The 14,887-nt window shown below is 74.7% G+C and carries 15 protein-coding genes; 8 read left to right on the top strand and 7 right to left on the bottom strand.

All coding sequences use genetic code 11. The annotated features are described in order from the left end of the window. Positions 1 to 4: 4 nt before the first annotated feature. Entirely contained in the window at positions 5 to 325 is a 321-nt protein-coding gene (locus ACIG3E_RS26050; RefSeq protein ID WP_399620975.1) for a DUF6191 domain-containing protein, read from the top strand. 11 nt (positions 326 to 336) lie between these two features. Here ACIG3E_RS26050 and ACIG3E_RS26045 read toward each other — a convergent pair whose 3' ends face one another. From ACIG3E_RS26045 to ACIG3E_RS26035, 3 genes are all read right to left on the bottom strand, one after another. Further along, positions 337 to 1,635 (bottom strand): MFS transporter, encoded by a 1,299-nt coding sequence (locus tag ACIG3E_RS26045; RefSeq protein ID WP_399620973.1) that lies wholly within the window; start codon positions 1,633 to 1,635, stop codon positions 337 to 339. Between the two features lie 40 nt (positions 1,636 to 1,675). Then, positions 1,676 to 2,473, bottom strand: coding sequence for an isocitrate lyase/phosphoenolpyruvate mutase family protein (locus ACIG3E_RS26040; RefSeq protein WP_399620970.1), 798 nt, complete (start codon positions 2,471 to 2,473; stop codon positions 1,676 to 1,678). Positions 2,474 to 2,539: 66 nt separating this feature from the next. After that, a complete protein-coding gene (locus ACIG3E_RS26035) occupies positions 2,540 to 3,190 on the bottom strand; it encodes a hypothetical protein (RefSeq protein ID WP_399620967.1) in 651 nt (216 codons plus the stop codon). A 165-nt stretch (positions 3,191 to 3,355) separates the two neighbouring features. Between ACIG3E_RS26035 and ACIG3E_RS26030 the strand changes: the two genes are divergently transcribed. The 4 genes from ACIG3E_RS26030 to cpt all read left to right on the top strand — a co-directional run bounded on the left by ACIG3E_RS26030 (position 3,356) and on the right by cpt (position 6,762). Next, the gene (locus ACIG3E_RS26030; protein WP_399620964.1) at positions 3,356 to 3,847 is read left to right on the top strand and encodes a hypothetical protein; all 492 of its coding nucleotides are present in this window, start codon (positions 3,356 to 3,358) and stop codon (positions 3,845 to 3,847) included. Between the two features lie 118 nt (positions 3,848 to 3,965). Further along, positions 3,966 to 4,595, top strand: a complete 630-nt coding sequence (locus ACIG3E_RS26025) for a class F sortase (protein WP_399620961.1) — start codon at positions 3,966 to 3,968, stop codon at positions 4,593 to 4,595. Positions 4,596 to 4,694: 99 nt separating this feature from the next. After that, the gene (locus ACIG3E_RS26020; RefSeq protein ID WP_399620958.1) at positions 4,695 to 6,164 is read left to right on the top strand and encodes a serine/threonine-protein kinase; all 1,470 of its coding nucleotides are present in this window, start codon (positions 4,695 to 4,697) and stop codon (positions 6,162 to 6,164) included. A 76-nt stretch (positions 6,165 to 6,240) separates the two neighbouring features. Continuing rightward, positions 6,241 to 6,762: a chloramphenicol phosphotransferase CPT gene (cpt, locus tag ACIG3E_RS26015; RefSeq protein WP_399621435.1), complete on the top strand. Its 522-nt coding sequence runs from the start codon at positions 6,241 to 6,243 to the stop codon at positions 6,760 to 6,762. A 13-nt stretch (positions 6,763 to 6,775) separates the two neighbouring features. On the opposite strand, the gene ACIG3E_RS26010 is transcribed toward cpt, so the two are convergent. Both ACIG3E_RS26010 and ACIG3E_RS26005 read right to left on the bottom strand, forming a co-directional pair. Continuing rightward, positions 6,776 to 7,594: a peptidoglycan recognition protein gene (locus ACIG3E_RS26010; protein ID WP_399620955.1), complete on the bottom strand. Its 819-nt coding sequence runs from the start codon at positions 7,592 to 7,594 to the stop codon at positions 6,776 to 6,778. Positions 7,595 to 7,697: 103 nt separating this feature from the next. Continuing rightward, the gene (locus ACIG3E_RS26005; protein ID WP_399620952.1) at positions 7,698 to 8,651 is read right to left on the bottom strand and encodes a LysR family transcriptional regulator; all 954 of its coding nucleotides are present in this window, start codon (positions 8,649 to 8,651) and stop codon (positions 7,698 to 7,700) included. A 302-nt stretch (positions 8,652 to 8,953) separates the two neighbouring features. Here ACIG3E_RS26005 and ACIG3E_RS26000 point away from each other — a divergent pair, with 302 nt between their 5' ends. Both ACIG3E_RS26000 and ACIG3E_RS25995 read left to right on the top strand, forming a co-directional pair. Beyond that, positions 8,954 to 10,132, top strand: coding sequence for a trypsin-like serine peptidase (locus tag ACIG3E_RS26000; protein ID WP_399620949.1), 1,179 nt, complete (start codon positions 8,954 to 8,956; stop codon positions 10,130 to 10,132). A gap of 190 nt (positions 10,133 to 10,322) precedes the next feature. After that, positions 10,323 to 10,580, top strand: a complete 258-nt coding sequence (locus tag ACIG3E_RS25995) for a plasmid mobilization protein (RefSeq protein WP_399620947.1) — start codon at positions 10,323 to 10,325, stop codon at positions 10,578 to 10,580. A 31-nt stretch (positions 10,581 to 10,611) separates the two neighbouring features. Here ACIG3E_RS25995 and asnB read toward each other — a convergent pair whose 3' ends face one another. Both asnB and ACIG3E_RS25985 read right to left on the bottom strand, forming a co-directional pair. After that, positions 10,612 to 12,453 (bottom strand): asparagine synthase (glutamine-hydrolyzing), encoded by a 1,842-nt coding sequence (gene asnB / locus ACIG3E_RS25990; RefSeq protein ID WP_399620944.1) that lies wholly within the window; start codon positions 12,451 to 12,453, stop codon positions 10,612 to 10,614. A gap of 164 nt (positions 12,454 to 12,617) precedes the next feature. Further along, positions 12,618 to 13,211, bottom strand: a complete 594-nt coding sequence (locus ACIG3E_RS25985; protein WP_399620941.1) for a TetR family transcriptional regulator — start codon at positions 13,209 to 13,211, stop codon at positions 12,618 to 12,620. 459 nt (positions 13,212 to 13,670) lie between these two features. Here ACIG3E_RS25985 and ACIG3E_RS25980 point away from each other — a divergent pair, with 459 nt between their 5' ends. Then, complete coding sequence (locus ACIG3E_RS25980; protein ID WP_399620939.1) at positions 13,671 to 14,615, top strand: Gfo/Idh/MocA family protein; 945 nt, start codon at positions 13,671 to 13,673, stop codon at positions 14,613 to 14,615. Positions 14,616 to 14,887: the final 272 nt, after the last annotated feature.

Here is a 14,887-nt window from a genome sequence, read left to right as displayed (position 1 = left end):
AGTCATGGGATTCGCCGTCTTGATGACCCTGCCCGGCCTCGTCATCGCGCTGACCGTCGTGGCCTTCGTGGACCAACTGCTGCTCCGCGCCGGGCGCGCCGGGCTGCTGCCCTGGCGCAACAGCGCCCGCCAGGGCCAGATATCGGCGACCGGCTTCGAGCAGCTCCACGCCAGCTTCTCGCCGGGCAAGCAGAACGAGCTCAAGGAGCGCCAGTCCTCCCTCGTGATGCGCGACGACGAGGAGGACGGCGCCCCGCCGCACCGCACCACGGTGGACCTGGACGGCGGCATCGCGACCGTCCGGCTGCCGCGCCCCGGCCGGTAGCCGCCCCGGCCTCAGGCCCCGTCGGCCCGGGCGGCGCGGCCCCTGCCGGTGCGGCCGATGCCGGTCACCGTGGCGGACAGGGCCACGGCCACGACGCACTTACCGACGGTCAGGCACACGGCCCGGACGCCCCACGCCCCGGCCGCCGCGGTGACGGCGGCGGCACCGATCGGGCCGAGGGCGTTGTGGAGGGTCCAGAAGGACGAGGTGACCCGGCCCAGGAGGTGACTGGGCGTCACCTCCTGGCGCAGGGACATGGAGTTGATGCCCGCGACGCCGGTGCAGAAGAGCACCACGGCCGCGAGCACCGCCACCAGCGGCACGCTTCCGGTGAGCCCCAGGCAGGCCACGGCACCCCCGGCGAGCAGGTGGACGCCGATCCAGCTCGCGCCGAATCCGAGGCGCCTGCGCAACCGGTCGACGGCGAGCGACGCGCCGAGCGTGCCGAGCGTCCCGGCCGTCAGCACATAGCCGACCGTGCTGTCGCCGTGCCCGAGGCCGTGCTTGACGTAGTAGACGACGACGTCGGTCAGGCCGTAGGTGAGGAACGTGAGCAGCGCCAGGAGCACGGTCAGCGAGCGCAGCACCGGGTGCCGCCACAGGAAGCGGGCCCCGGCGAGGAACTCCCGCCGGACACCGCCCCGTTCGTCCCGCCCCTCGCGCTGCTCCGCCTCGGCGGGCGAGGGCATCGGCCCTATGCGGACGAAGAGGATGCCGACCGCCGACACCGCGAACGTCGCGGCGTCGATGCCGAGCGCGGCGGCGGGGCCGAACGCGGCCGCGACGAGCCCGGCGAGCATGGGCCCGCCGGCGCTCGCGATGGCGTACGCGCCGAACAGATGGCTGTTGGCCTTGAGGATCCGGCCGGGCCCCACGATGGCGGGCACCACCGTCACGTACGTCACCTGGAAGAGCATCGCGAAGACCCCGGCGACCGGCACGACCACGTAGACCAGCCACAGCGGCGTCGCGAACAGCCACACGAGCGGCACCATGCCGAAGAGCACGCAGCGGGCGACGTCGGTGAGCACCAGCAGACGGCGCCGGTTCACCCGGTCGGCGACGACGCCCGCGAAGAGGCCGGTGACGATCGAGGCCAGGCCCGTGAGGCCGGTGACGAGTCCCATCTGCGCCACCGAGCCGGTCTGGTGCAGCACGAGCAGCGGGATCGCCACGTGCGAGAAGGAGTCGCCGAGCGCGGACAGGCCCTGGAGGGCCAGGAAGAGGCGGTAGTTGGGGTCCGCCCACAGGGAGGAAGGGCCGGGGCTCGACGTCCGTGCCACGTGCCGTGAGGTGTCCCGCCCCGCCATCCGCTCCCCCTCCGCCGCCCCGCCCACCGGCGGCCCGGGATCACTCCCCGGGCTCGAACGCCGTTGCGAGATCTTGGGCTTCGGCGTACGAGAGTACGTCCCTGGGGCGTGCGGTGCCGCGCGTGAACTCCTGGGCCACGTCCACCGCCTGCTGCACGGCCGCGCGGAACAACAGCGAGCCCGTGCTCACGCGGCGCACGCCGAGGTCGGCGAGGCGCGCGGGCGACAGGCCGTCCGGCGCGTGCAGCACGTTCAGCGGTACGTCGAGGGCGCCGACGAGTCCGGCGATCACGGCCTCGTCCCGCACGCCCGGCACGAACACGCCGTCCGCGCCCGCCTCTTGGTACGCGGCGAGGCGCCGCTCGGTCTCGGGCACTCCCCCCGCGGCGAGCCAGTACGTGTCCGTGCGCGCGTTGACGAAGAGGTCGGGCGCGGCGGCCTTCACCGCCCGGATCAGCGCGCACTGCGCGTCCACGGCGGTGAGCGTGCCGTCCGGGCGGCCGTCCTCCAGGTTCACCCCGACGACGCCCGCCCCGTCCAACGCGCGGGCCAGGTCCGCGACGTCCTCGGGCCGGTCGCTGAAGCCGCCCTCGATGTCGACGGAGATCAGGGCGGGCAGCCGGGCGATGCCCCGGGCGAGCCACAGCGTCTCCTCGCGCGCGGCCCCGGTGGCGTCCGCCTTGCCCGCGGCGGCGGCCACGCCGAGGCTCGTCGTCCCGATCGCGGGGAACCCGGCGCGGGCGAGCGCGGCGGCGGACGCGTGGTCCCAGGCGTTGGGCAGCAACAGCGGCGCCCCGGCGCGGTGCAGGGCACGGAAGGCTTCGTGGCGATCACTCATGCCGCGCACTCTGCCAGAGGGGTCCGACAGCGGGGCCGGTGCTCAGCACTGCCATCAGCACTGCCATCAGCACTGCCAGAGAAAGGCCGCGTCGCGGCAGCGGGCGCAGGTGAAGACGTACCCGATGCCACCGCCACCGAAGTTGGCCGAGGTGGAGAAGTCGTAGCCCTCCTCCAGCTGGGCCGTGAAGGTCATGCGCTCGGCGCAGCCGGGACAGTGCGGGGTCTCGTCGCCCTGGATCCACGCGGGTTCACCGCCGAGTTGGCCCTGGACCAGGAGCGAGGCCGCGTCGTCGTCCGCCCAGGCGTCGAGCGCCTCGGGGAAGCCCGCCGCGTCGACCTCCTCGGTGCGCAGCGCGCTGACCGCGCCGAGCCGGGTTTCCCCGTGCGCGGGGACGGCGGGCGCGGCGAGGCCTTCGGCGGCGAAGAGGTACGCGCGGTTGGCGCCACCCGTGGCGTCCCACTCGTCGCACATGCCGGGGTCGTTCTGGCACAGGAACACGGACACGACGTCCCCACGGCCCCGGGCGCCGCCCTCGGCGCGGTCGCCGTCCCCGCCGTCCTCGTCGAGCGGCAGGTGCAGCAGGAACAGCAGCGCGCCGCCGCAGGCACGGCAGGTCGGCCACACGAAGCCCGGTGGCACCAGCGGCACCCCGCCCGTCCGTGGGCCGGGCGCCTGCGCACCGGTCTCACCTGCGTGGATGAGCAGCGTCGTCATGGCGCCACCCTAAGGCCGCCCGGAGGCTGATCGAACCCCAACAGGAACCTGACAGCTTCCACATAACTGCGCGCCAGGCTGGCGACCGTGCCCGGCGGAACCCCGGTGTCCGCCGCCCCCGCCGGGCACGTCCCCTCAGTACGAGCCGGAACGGAGCCCCACCCCATGACCCACCGCGCCCACGCCCGTCCCCACGCCCGCCCGCTGCGCGCCGCGGTCGTCGCCTCCGCCGTGACCGTCGGGGTGCTCGCCGCCCCGTCCGCCGTGGCCTTCGCCTCCGAGGCGACGCCCAAGCCGAAGCCGACGGCCGGCGAGAGCGCGCCCGCGCCCGAGGTCTCCAAGGAGTCCGTCGCCAAGAAGCGGGCCGCGGCGGAGAAGTCCCTGCGGGACAAGCGCGAGCTGGCCGCGCCGCGCGGCGGCGTCGCCGCGGGCGACAAGCCCGTCGCCAAGGAGAAGACCGCGGCGCCCGCGCCCGAGCCCGCGCGGAAGAAGCCCACCGTGACGCCCAGGGGCGGCGTCGCCGCGGGCGAGCGACCCGCGGCGGGCGGCAGCGACACCACCCCGGCCCTCATCGGCTCGGCGGCGGGCATCGCCCTGCTCGCGGGCGCGAGCACCCTGGTCCTGCGCCGCCGCGCCACCGGTCGCGCCCAGGGCTGAGCCCGGCCCCGAGGCCCACCTCCCCCGCCGGGCACCGCGCCACCGCGCGCCCGTCCGGCCCGATCACGCGCGGTGGCGCCGCCCCTTGCCCGGGCGGCGCCCCGCGTCCGGAGCACCCATGCCCCTGAAGAGCCGACCGCTCCCGCGGCGCGCCCTCGGCGCCTGCGTCCTCGCCGTCGTCGGCGGCGCGGCCGTGGGCGGCTGTTCCGCCGCCGACACCACGGCCGCCGCCACCAAGGAGAGGCCGTCCGCCTCCAGGACGTACGACGTGGGCACCCCCGACGCGTCCGCGTCGCCCGCGCCCGCCGCCCCCGTGCACGTGGCGATCCCGTCCATCGGCGTGCGCAGCCCGCTGCTGCGGCTCGGGCTGAACCCGGACCGCACGGTCGAGGTGCCGCCCGCCAAGAAGGGCATGACGGCGGGCTGGTACACCGGCGGCGCGGTCCCCGGGCAGCGCGGCGCGGCCGTCATCATCGGCCACAACGACACGCGCTTCGGCCGGGCCGTCTTCCACGACCTGAAGAAGGTGCGGGTGGGCGCGGACATCGCCGTACGGGACGCGCGCGGCAGGACGGTCCACTTCCGGGTCACCGCCACCGAGACGGCCGCCAAGAAGGCCTTCCCCACCGACAAGGTCTACGGCACGACCGACGCCCGCGCCCTGCGCCTGATCACCTGCGACGGCGCGTACGACGCCCAGGGGCACCCCGTGGACAATCTCATCGTGTACGCGACCGCGAATCGCTAGCAGGTCCTGCCCTCGGATCCGGCCCCGGGAAGCAGGCGCCGATCGGGTTAGGCTTCTTCCGCAACCTGTTCATGTGTGCGAAGCGGGGGAACGTCGACGGTGTCCGATCTGGGACGGCTCGTGGCCGGACGGTACCGCCTGGCGGAACGCGTGGGCCGGGGCGGCATGGGCACCGTGTGGCGGGCCGAGGACGAGCTGCTCGGCCGTCACGTCGCCGTGAAGAAGCTGCACGTGCCCCCGCAGCTGAACGACGACGAGATCCAGACGCTGCACGAGCGCACCCGCCGCGAGGCCCGCAGCGCCGCCCGGATCACCCACGCCCACGTGGTCGTCGTCCACGACGTCGTGGACGACGAGGGCCTGCCGTGCATCGTCATGGAGTACATCCCCTCCGTCACGCTCGGCGACGTCCTGGCCGAGCGCGGCACACTGGCGCCCGCCGAGGCCGCCCGGCACGGCCTGGCCATGGCGGCCGCGCTGCGCGCCGCGCACGACGCGGGCGTCCTGCACCGGGACGTGAAGCCCGCCAACGTCCTGCTCGGGCACGACGGCCGGACCGTGCTCACCGACTTCGGCATCGCCGTCGAGAGCGGTACGCCGTCCCTGACCCGGACCGGCGAGCTGATCGGCTCCGTGCGCTATCTGGCACCCGAGCGGCTGCGCAGCGCCGAGCCCGGCCCCGCCTGCGACCTGTGGTCCCTGGGCGTGACGCTGTACGAGGCGGTGGAGGGCCGCCATCCGTTCGAGCGGGGCACCGCGATGGAGACGGCGTACGCCATCGCCACCGAACCCCACGCGCCCCCGCGCGCCGCCGGGGAGCTGGCCCCGCTCATCGAGGGCCTGCTGGAGAAGGACCCCGAGCGCCGCACCCCGGCACACGAGGCGGAGCGGCTGCTGCGCCGGGCGGCGGGTACGGGCACCGCCGTGCTCGACCCGGCGGTGCCCGTCGCCGCGCCCGCGCGCCGGGGCGGACGCGGGACCGGCCGCCGCGCGGCCCTGTGGTGCGGCGGTGCCGCCGTGGTCGCCGGGTGCGTGGCGGGCGGCGTCCTGCTGTGGCCCGGCGACGGCGACGAGGCGTCCGGGGCGCGGCCCGCGACCGGTGCCTCCCGCCCCGCACTGCCGCCCGTGCCGTCCGGCTTCCACCTGGCGCGGCAGGAGGGCGGCCTGTCCCTGCCCGTGCGCGACGGCTGGACCCGCAAGAACCTGCCGGGCGGCGACGTCGCGTACATCGACCCCACCGGACTGGTGGGCCTGCGGGTCAACGTCGCGGAGTTCGCGGGGTCCGACCCGGTCGAGCACTGGCGCAGGACCGAGGAGAGCCAGACCCGCCGGGACAACCCGGGCTACGAGCGGGTGCGGATGGCGGCCACGACCTTCCGGGGCACGCCCGCGGGGTACTGGGAGTTCACCTTCGACGGCAAGGTCCGCACGTTCCGGGCCGTGGAGATGGCCTTCTCCGACGACGACGGCACCCAGTACGTCGTCTACCTCTCCGCGCCGAACGAGCGGTGGAAGCAGTACCGCCCGGTCTTCGACACGGCTGTGAAGGGCATCCGCCTCGACGGCTAGGCCCGTCCCCGCACCCGCGAAAACGCGGTGGTCGGCGCGGGGCCCGGCGTCCTAGGGTGGCGCGGTGACCACGCGGATGATCATCCTCAACGGCGGCTCCAGCTCGGGCAAGTCCGGGATCGTGCGGTGCCTGCAGGCCGTCCTGCCCGACCAGTGGCTGGCGTTCGGGTGCGACGCGTTCGTCGACGCCCTGCCCGCGCGGATGCGGGGCGCGGACGGCGGGATCGTGTTCGCCGCCGACGGCGGCGTGGACGTCGGGGCGGACTTCCGGGCCCTGGAGACGGCCTGGACCGAAGGCATCGTGGCGATGGCCCGCGCGGGCGCCCGGATCGTCGTCGACGACGTCTTCCTCGGCGGCACGGCGTCCCAGCGGCGGTGGGAGAAGGCGCTCGGCGACCTGGACGTGCTGTGGGTCGGCGTCCGGTGCGAGAGCGCCGTGGCCGCGGGCCGCGAGGTCGCGCGCGGGGACCGCACGCCCGGCATGGCCGCGGCGCAGGCGCGCCTCGTGCACGAGGGCGTGGCTTACGACCTGGAGGTGGACACCACCCGGACCGAGTCCCTGGAGTGCGCCCGGGCCATCGCCGCCCGCGTCACCTGACCGGCGCCTTAGGTCACCGCGGCGGACGGGCCGCCTGCGCCCGCTGGTGCGTACGGCCTTGGAGGCGGGCGGCCCGCTCCCGGATCGCGGGCAGCTCGGCGCGGAGCGCGGCGCCCGGACAGCTGGTGGTGTAGCCGTCGGTGTGCCCGGCCACGGCGTCGAACTCGGCACGCGTCCCCACCGGGAACCGGCTGAGGCTGTTGCTGGACACCAGCTGCGCCCGCAGCCGTGGGTCGACGTCCGCGAGGCCGAGCTTCCACGCGGTGAGCGCGGCGATGGCCTCCGTCATCGGCCGCGGCACCGGAGTGCCCGCGGTGAACGTGCCGAGCGCGGCGATCCCGGCCGTGCGGTGGTTGAACCCCTGCGTGTGCGCGCCGACGACGGGCCGGTCGACGCCGCCCGCGCGGCCCTCGTAGATCGTGCCGCAGCGGTCGACGAGGAAGTTGTAGCCGATGTCGTCGAAGAGCCGGGCCCCGGTCTGCCCGGCCGCGAGGGCCCGGATGATGCGGGGCGCGTCGGCGCAGTCGTAGCCGTTGGGCGAGTCCGTGTGGTGGACGAAGACGGCGATGACGGGGCCGCCGTAGCGCACCGGCGGGCCGGTCTCGCCGGTGTCGCCCAGCCACTTGGCGCGCGGCACGATGGGCGGCCGGGCCGCGCGGTGGGCCGCGGGGACCACGGCGGCGGGCCGGTGCCCGGCCTCGTCGACCGCGTGCTCGACGCCCACCGTGCACAGCGCGAGCGCCCCCACGGCGAACAGCCCCGGCACCCCGGCGAGGACGGCGCGCCCGGCAGGCGGCAGCCGCCCCGCCACCGTCTCCCGCCAGGCACGCATGCCTCCCACTCTCCGGGCGGCGCACCGGGCCCGCGCGCGGGGTGCGGCCGGTCGGGGGACACCCTCCCGGCGCGCGCCTGGTCCGCCCGGAGGTCCGTTGCCGTCAGACGCGTGCCGCGCGGCTCGCCCCCTGAGCGGGCCCCGACTGCGCGGGCACCGCGCCCACGCGCCCCGCGCCGCAGTCGGTGGCCACCGTGTCGGCGAAGGCGCGTGCCAGCGGGCTGAGCGCGTCCCAGCGGCGCACCGCCCAGCCCACGGACAGCGCGGGCAGCTCCGGCACCGGAATGAGGCGGAGCCCCGGCGGACCCGCGTCGCGCCAGCCGGGCAGCTCCGGCACGACGGCCTGGCCGACGCCGAGTTCGGTGAGCAGCAGGGCGGTGTCCCAGTCGGCCACGCTGGTGTGCCCCTGCGGCCGCAGCCCCGCGTCGGCGAGGGCCGCGTCGAGCCGGGAGCGCGAACTGGACACCTCGGGGGGCCGGATGAGCTGCACGGCGGCCAGGTCGGCGAGGGTGACGCGCCGCTTGGCGGCCAGGGGGTCGCCGCAGGGGACGGCGAGCACCCAGCGCAGTTCGGCGACGGGCCGCTGCTCGATGCCGCGCACGGGGTCACCGATGGTGACCCAGGCCAGGTCCAGGTCGTCGGCGGCGAGCGCGTCGAAGCAGGCCCGGCTCGAACTCGCCGTCTGGAACTCCAGGGCCACCTGCGGAAAGCGCTGCCGGAAGCCGACGATCGCGTCGGCCATGAAGTGCCGCACCGTCGTGGCGCCCGTGGTGATGCGCACCGCGCCGCTCTCCCCGCGCACCAGGTCGCGCAGGCGGCGCAGGGCGAGGTCGATGCCGCCGATGCCGTCGGAGGCGGCGGCGTGCAGGATGCGGCCCGCCGACGTCGGCACGACACCGCGCGCGTGCCGCTCCAGGAGGCTGACGGCCAGCTCCTTCTCCAGGCGTTTGACGTGCTGGCTCACCGCCGACTGCGTACAGGAGAGGTCGCGCGCCACGGCGCTGAGGCTGCCCGCGCGGCAGACGGCGATGAAGACACGGAGATCGTCGAGCGTCACGGCACGACGCTAGGGCGTTTCCGGCACGGGTGTCACATCCGGAGCCTGCCCCGGCCGGGGCGTCCACATCGCCTGCATGTTGCACAGATCACACAGGGGCGAGGAGTGCGCGGGAACCTCCCCTCCTATTTCACCGTTGAACAAGATGAGGGTCCCGACCGCGATTCCCCCGTCCGGCCGGGGCCCTCTCGCGCGCCCCCTCTCCCAGCACTTCTGACTGACACGCACCTCCCTTGTTGTCATGTACAGGCCTACGGTCGAGGGCAGGAGCTCCTTCCCCCACCGCCCTCCAAGGAGGCACCGTGTTCAGACGCGTCATCGCGGCGGCCGCTCTCGTGGTCACGGCCGCCCTCGTCCCCGCCGCGCCGACGACGGCGAGCGCAACGGCACCGGCCCCCGTCCGCACCGCCCCGGTCCCGGCCGCGGGCGAGGAGCAGGCGGTCGACCTGCGGCTCGGCTCCCCCGGCGGCCCGGCCCGACAGGTGCTCCGGCACCCGGGAGCGGCGTACGTCAAGGTGCACTTCGCCCGCCTCGCGCTCGCCCCCGGCGACCGCCTGACCGTGGCCGACCCGGCCGGACGCGAGGTGCACACCTACCACGGCGACCCCACCCGCGGCGGGGCAGCGCCGGGCGACGCGGGCTTCACCCGGCACGGGCGCACCGGCTTCGCCGCGATGTCCGTCGACGGGGACACCGCGGTGATCACCCTGCACACGCGCGGCGAGCGGCGCTCGCAGGCGAGGGTCGACCGGTACTGGCGCGGCTACACCCCGGCGGAGTTCGCCGCCGAGAACCCGGCGACGCGCAGCGTGTGCGGCGCCGACGGCCGCCGGGACGCGGTCTGCTACAAGACCAGTCACCCCGCGCACTACGCCGCCTCGCGCAGCGTGGCCCGCATGCTCCTCAACGGCGGGGGCTACTGCACCGCCTGGCGCGTGGGCCGCGGCAACCACATGATGACCAACAACCACTGCATCAAGACACAGGCCGAACTCGACCGCGTGGAGCTCCAGTTCGACTACGACTGCGCCACCTGCGGCGGCAACGACCCGCGCCCCGGCACCAAGGTCGGCGCGAACGCCCTGCTCCGCACCTCGGCGAGCCTCGACTTCACGCTCTTCAGCGTGGACGACTTCGACCGGATCACCCCGTTCGGCACCCTGTTCCTGGAGACGCGCGCGCCGATCGCGGGTGAGCAGGCGTACATCGCCGGGCACGGCGACACCCGGCCCAAGCGCATCTCGATCTACGAGGAGCGCGACGGCGGCGCCTACTGCGGCGTGCGGACCCCGCAGCTCGGCTCCGAGGACGTCGGCTACAACTGCGACACCTCGGGCGGCAGCTCCGGCTCCCCGGTGCTTGCAGGCTCCTCCCACAAGGTGATCGCCCTGCACTGGGGCGGCTCCTGCCCGACCAACGTGGGCACGCGCATGGAGAAGATCTACCCGCAGATCCAGGACCTGATCGACAACCGTCCCTAGTCCGCAGCCCACAGACCGCAGTCCGCAGTCCGCAGTCCGCGGCTCGTCCCGGGCGGAGCCCGCACCGGCCGGTGCGGGCTCCGTTCCGTACGCGCGCGCCCCGCCGCGCGCCCGCACCCCCGCGCCACCCCTTCGGGCGGAATAGGCCATCTGTCCCGCGCCTGGCTGGACAGGACGACATCATGCGTCCATGGACGGTGCCACGCCTGTGCAGGTCTTGTTCCCACCCGACGAGTACGACGCCGTACTGCGGCACGCGGACCGGCTCGGCCTCACCGTGGCGGAGTTCATACGGCGGGTGGCGACCGGGCACGTACGGCGGGGCGGCGACGTGCGCGCCGGTGCGGTCCGGCGGGGCGCGAGCGTGCCGCCGGTGCGCCGCCGCCTCGACGCCTCGTCGGCGCCCGCGCTCCAGCGGTTCCTGGACACCCTGGCGACGGGGTCCTGAAACCCGGCGCAGGACTCCCCCGGCCGGGGGCTCAGCCCAGCGCGACCTCCGGCTTGTAGAGGTCGAGCCACACGGCCAGGTCGAGGGCGCGCTCCATGCCGCGCCGCGAGGCGGGCCTGATCTGCGGCGTCTCGCGGTGCGCTAGGCGCCGCAGCGCGTCGCGGTCCACGAGGTCGAAGACCGGATGGCCGGGCCGCGCGAGCAGGTCCTTGGCGTGCTCCTGGAGCGCGAAGGCGTACTTCGGGTCCTGCGTCGACGGGTAGGGGCTCTTCACCCGGTCGTACACCGACTTGGGGAGCCGGTCCGCGGCGGCCTCCCGCAGCAGCGACTTCTCCCGGCCGTCGAAGGTCTTCAGGGCCCAGGGCGCGTTGTAGACGTACTCGACGAGGCGGTGGTCGCAGAACGGCACCCGCACCTCCAGGCCGACGGCCATGCTCGCCCGGTCCTTGCGGTCGAGCAGCACCCGCACGAAGCGCGTCAGATACAGCTGGCTGATCGTGCGCATGCGGTACTCGACGTCGCTCTCGCCGTCGAGGCGTTCGACCGCGGCCACGGCCCCCGCGTAGCTGTCGGCGACGTAGGACCGCAGGTCGAGGGTGTCCAGGACGTCACGGCGCAGCAGTCCCGCCTCGTCGCCGAGGGTCTCGGCGTGCCGCACCAGCCAGGGGAAGGTGGTGCCGCGCCGCGCCTCCTCGTCGAAGAACTGCAGATAGCCGCCGAAGATTTCGTCCGCCGACTCGCCGGACAGGGCGACCGTGGAGTGCTCGCGGATCGCCTGGAAGAGCAGGTACAGCGAGGCGTCCATGTCGCCGAAGCCGACGGGCATGTCGCGCGCGGTGAGCATCTTCGCCCGCACCTGGGGGTCGGCGAGCGCCTGCGCGTCGAGGACGATGTCCCGGTGGTCGGTGCCCGCGAGCCGCGCCACGTCGTGGGCGTAGGGGGAATCCGGCGTCCCGCGCAGCTCGTCCGCCACGAAGTGGTCGCTCTGCCCGGTGAAGTCGACGGAGAAGCTGCGCAGCGTCTCGCCCGCTTCCTTGAGCTGGTGGGCGGCGAGCGCCGAGAGCGCGGAGGAGTCGAGGCCGCCGGAGAGCAGCACGCAGCGCGGCACGTCGGACACGAGCTGGCGGCGGACGATGTCGTCGAGCAGGGAGCGGACGGTGGCCACGGACTCGTCGCGGCCGTGCGGGTGCGGCCGCGTCTCCAGGCGCCAGTAGGTGCGGGCGCGCGGGCCCCGGCGGTCCACGGTGACGACGGTGCCGGGCTCGACCTCGCGCATGCCGTCCCACACGGCGTGCCCCGGCGTCTTGACGAAGGCGAACACCTCGCGCAGCCCGTCGACGGTCACGCGCGCCCGGGCCAGCGGGTGGGCGAGGATCGCCTTGGGCTCGGAGCCGAAGAGGACACCGTCGGACGTCGGGCGGTAGTAGAAGGGCTTGATGCCCATGCGGTCGCGCACCATGACGAGCCGCTGGCGGGGGCCGTCCCACACGGCGAAGGCGTACATCCCGTTGAGCCGCTCGGCGACCTCCTCGCCCCACTGGAGGTAGCCGCGCAGCACGACCTCGGTGTCGGAGTCGGTGGTGAAGGCGTGCCCGAGCCCGGCCAGTTCGGCGCGCAGCTCGGTGAAGTTGTACGTCTCGCCGGAGTACACGAGCGCGACCGTGCCGCCGGGCGTGACCGCGGTCATGGGCTGGCGGCCGCCGGGCAGGTCGATGACGGCCAGGCGCCGGTGGCCGAGGGCCGCGGGGCCCTCCGCCCAGGTGCCGCGGTCGTCGGGACCGCGACAGGCCATCGTCTCCGTCATCGCGTCCAGGACCCGGCCCTCGGTCCGCAGGTCGCGGTCGAACGAGACCCAGCCGGTGATGCCGCACATACGGGCTCCCCTCGCCGAAGTAGATGTACGTGGCATCTATATCCCCGGACGCCGCCCCGGGCCAACCCGGAACACCGACTTCCGGCCACGACACTCGCGGACGCCCGACGCCACCGAGCGGCACATCCAGCGGCGCACTCAAGGCAGGTGTCGCAGACGCAGGCTCACCCCGGCGTCAGGCAGGCCTGCACGGCGGGCGCGTACCGGTCGGTGATCTCGGCGATCGCCATCGCCCGCAGATGAGGGCCGCGGGCGATGCCGTACATCACACCGAGGCCGAGCAGCATCGCCACCGCCATCTCGGCGCGCAGCCCCGCGTCGGCACCCGGGAGGCGCTCACCGAGCCTGCGCACGACCTGCGTACGGAAGTTGGCGCGCAGCACATAGCCGTGCTCGCGGTGCAGCGGGGCGAAGACGATGCGCAGGATGGGGTCGGCGCCCTGCTCGGCCTGGCTGGTGAGCAGGTGGTGGACCATGTGGCGGCCGAGGTCCTCCAGGGGCGCGTCGAGGATGGCCGCGGCGTCCGTCTCGAAGGACATGATCTGCGCGAACAGCGCGTCCTTGCTGCCGAAGTACTTCAGGACGAGCGGCGGGCTCACCCCGGCCCGCTCGGCCACCGCCTTCAGCGTGATGTCGGCGTGCGCGTGCCGCGCGAGCAGATGCCGGGCCGCCCGCACGATGGCGGCCTTGGTCGCTTCGGCGTCACGGCGCGCGGCCCCCGTCACGCGCCGGTGCGGCCGCGGGGTGGAGCTGGTCATGGCGTCACTTTCCCTCACCGGCCGCCCGGTCGCGGCGGCCGCGTCCGAGGGTAGGCGGCAGGCACCCCACGGGCCACGGGCGGTTGCACAGGGCGCAACAGCCCCGCCACCAGCCGCACCATCGGATACCGGAGAATTCCGGGACAGTCGGGACAGTTCACGCGCGATTCTCGGACATCTTCCCCGAGGCGGAGTGAATGGCAATTCACCTGGCCCGGCGAATTGCCATTCACTTGCCGAGAGTTGACGGTACGTCGATTAGCGGGCCGGACTTCGCGCACCGGCCCCGGGAAACGCTCCGGCGGCCGGACACCGTCCCGCCGCAAGGTCCGTACCTTTATGACCGAGAGCCGCCGAGGGCCGTCCCGGCGCGGGCGCGGAGATCGTCGCGCGCCCCGCCCCGCGGCGACCGCCCCCCGGCCCGTGGGGCGCCCCGCCCCGCTCCGCCATACTGCGGCCATGACCAGATTTCGTGTGGGCTTGATCGGTACGGGTCCCTGGGCGACCGCGACGCACGCGCCGGTGCTCGCCGCGCATCCGGACGCCGAGCTCGCCGGTGTGTGGGGCCGCCGTCCCGAGGCCGCCGCCGAGCTCGCGGCCGCGCACGCCACCACGGCGTACGAGGACGTGGACGCGCTCTTCGCCGCGAGCGACGCGGTCGCCTTCGCGGTGCCGCCGGACGCGCAGGCACCCCTGGCGGCGCGGGCCGCGCGGGCGGGCTGCCACCTGCTCCTCGACAAGCCGGTGGCCACGACCGCGGCGGCGGCGCGCGCCCTGGTCACGGAGGTGGAGCGGGCCGGTGTGGCCTCCGTGGTGTTCTTCACCCTGCGGTTCGCCCCGCCCATGGCCGACTGGCTGGCCGAGCGGGCCGGGGAGGGGCCGTGGTTCACCGGGCGCGCCGACTGGTACAGCGCGTTCTACGCGGCGGACGGGAGCGGCGCCTTCGACTCGCCGTGGCGGGCGAGCAAGGGTGGCCTGTGGGACGTCGGGCCGCACGCGCTGTCCGTCCTGACGGCGGTGCTCGGCGAGATCGCGACGGTGACGGCGGCTCCGGGACCGGCGGACACGGTCCATCTGATCCTGCGGCACGCGGGCGGCGCGTCCAGTACGGCGACCCTGACGCTGCGCGCCCCGGAGCGGGCGACCGGCGTGACGCTGGAGTTCCGCGGCGAGCGCGGGACGGCGTCCCCGGAGGTCTTCGGGGAGACAGGGTGGGGCGATTCGGGCGTCGCGTTTCGGTCAGCCGTGAGCGCGCTCGTGACGGCGGCACATGCCGGACGGCCGCACGCGTGCGACGTGCGCTTCGGCGCCCGCGTGACGGAGATCCTGGCAGCGGCGGAAAAGCAGGTGACGGCGCTCGACGGCACGCGGCAACAGGGCCGAACGCGGACTCAGGTCTCTTGAGCGAATACCAGCCACAAGGGCCGCCCGGAACAACACGGGGCGGCCGGTACCGTGGCCGCTACGTAATGGCGAGTGACGGCACCGGCCGCAGCCAGTGAACCCAGGAACCGAACCGGGTAGTAACTGCCACGCAGGTACACACTGCTCAGTTTCCGACCACATAGATCGGAATACGAACAACCGGTCCCGCGCGCTACCCGACTACGACCCCGTAGGCGGAGGGGGTATCCGACGCCGAGGAATTTCAGCCAATTTCATGCTCCCCGAACAAG

It is taken from the genome of Streptomyces sp. NPDC053474 (assembly GCF_044544845.1).
Taxonomy (GTDB): Bacteria; Actinomycetota; Actinomycetes; order Streptomycetales; family Streptomycetaceae; genus Streptomyces.
This window is presented reverse-complemented; position numbering and strand designations above follow the sequence as displayed.

Excerpts from the sequence above, each read along its gene's own strand:
- ACIG3E_RS26050 (WP_399620975.1), top strand. The coding sequence starts at position 5 with ATGGGATTCGCCGTCTTGATGACCCTGCCCGGCCTCGTCATCGCGCTG.
- ACIG3E_RS26045 (WP_399620973.1), bottom strand. The coding sequence starts at position 1,635 with ATGGCGGGGCGGGACACCTCACGGCACGTGGCACGGACGTCGAGCCCC.
- ACIG3E_RS26040 (WP_399620970.1), bottom strand. The coding sequence starts at position 2,473 with ATGAGTGATCGCCACGAAGCCTTCCGTGCCCTGCACCGCGCCGGGGCG.
- ACIG3E_RS26035 (WP_399620967.1), bottom strand. The coding sequence starts at position 3,190 with ATGACGACGCTGCTCATCCACGCAGGTGAGACCGGTGCGCAGGCGCCC.
- ACIG3E_RS26030 (WP_399620964.1), top strand. The coding sequence starts at position 3,356 with ATGACCCACCGCGCCCACGCCCGTCCCCACGCCCGCCCGCTGCGCGCC.
- ACIG3E_RS26025 (WP_399620961.1), top strand. The coding sequence starts at position 3,966 with ATGCCCCTGAAGAGCCGACCGCTCCCGCGGCGCGCCCTCGGCGCCTGC.
- cpt (WP_399621435.1), top strand. The coding sequence starts at position 6,241 with ATGATCATCCTCAACGGCGGCTCCAGCTCGGGCAAGTCCGGGATCGTG.
- ACIG3E_RS26010 (WP_399620955.1), bottom strand. The coding sequence starts at position 7,594 with ATGCGTGCCTGGCGGGAGACGGTGGCGGGGCGGCTGCCGCCTGCCGGG.
- ACIG3E_RS25995 (WP_399620947.1), top strand. The coding sequence starts at position 10,323 with ATGGACGGTGCCACGCCTGTGCAGGTCTTGTTCCCACCCGACGAGTAC.
- asnB (WP_399620944.1), bottom strand. The coding sequence starts at position 12,453 with ATGTGCGGCATCACCGGCTGGGTCTCGTTCGACCGCGACCTGCGGACC.
- ACIG3E_RS25985 (WP_399620941.1), bottom strand. The coding sequence starts at position 13,211 with ATGACCAGCTCCACCCCGCGGCCGCACCGGCGCGTGACGGGGGCCGCG.
- ACIG3E_RS25980 (WP_399620939.1), top strand. The coding sequence starts at position 13,671 with ATGACCAGATTTCGTGTGGGCTTGATCGGTACGGGTCCCTGGGCGACC.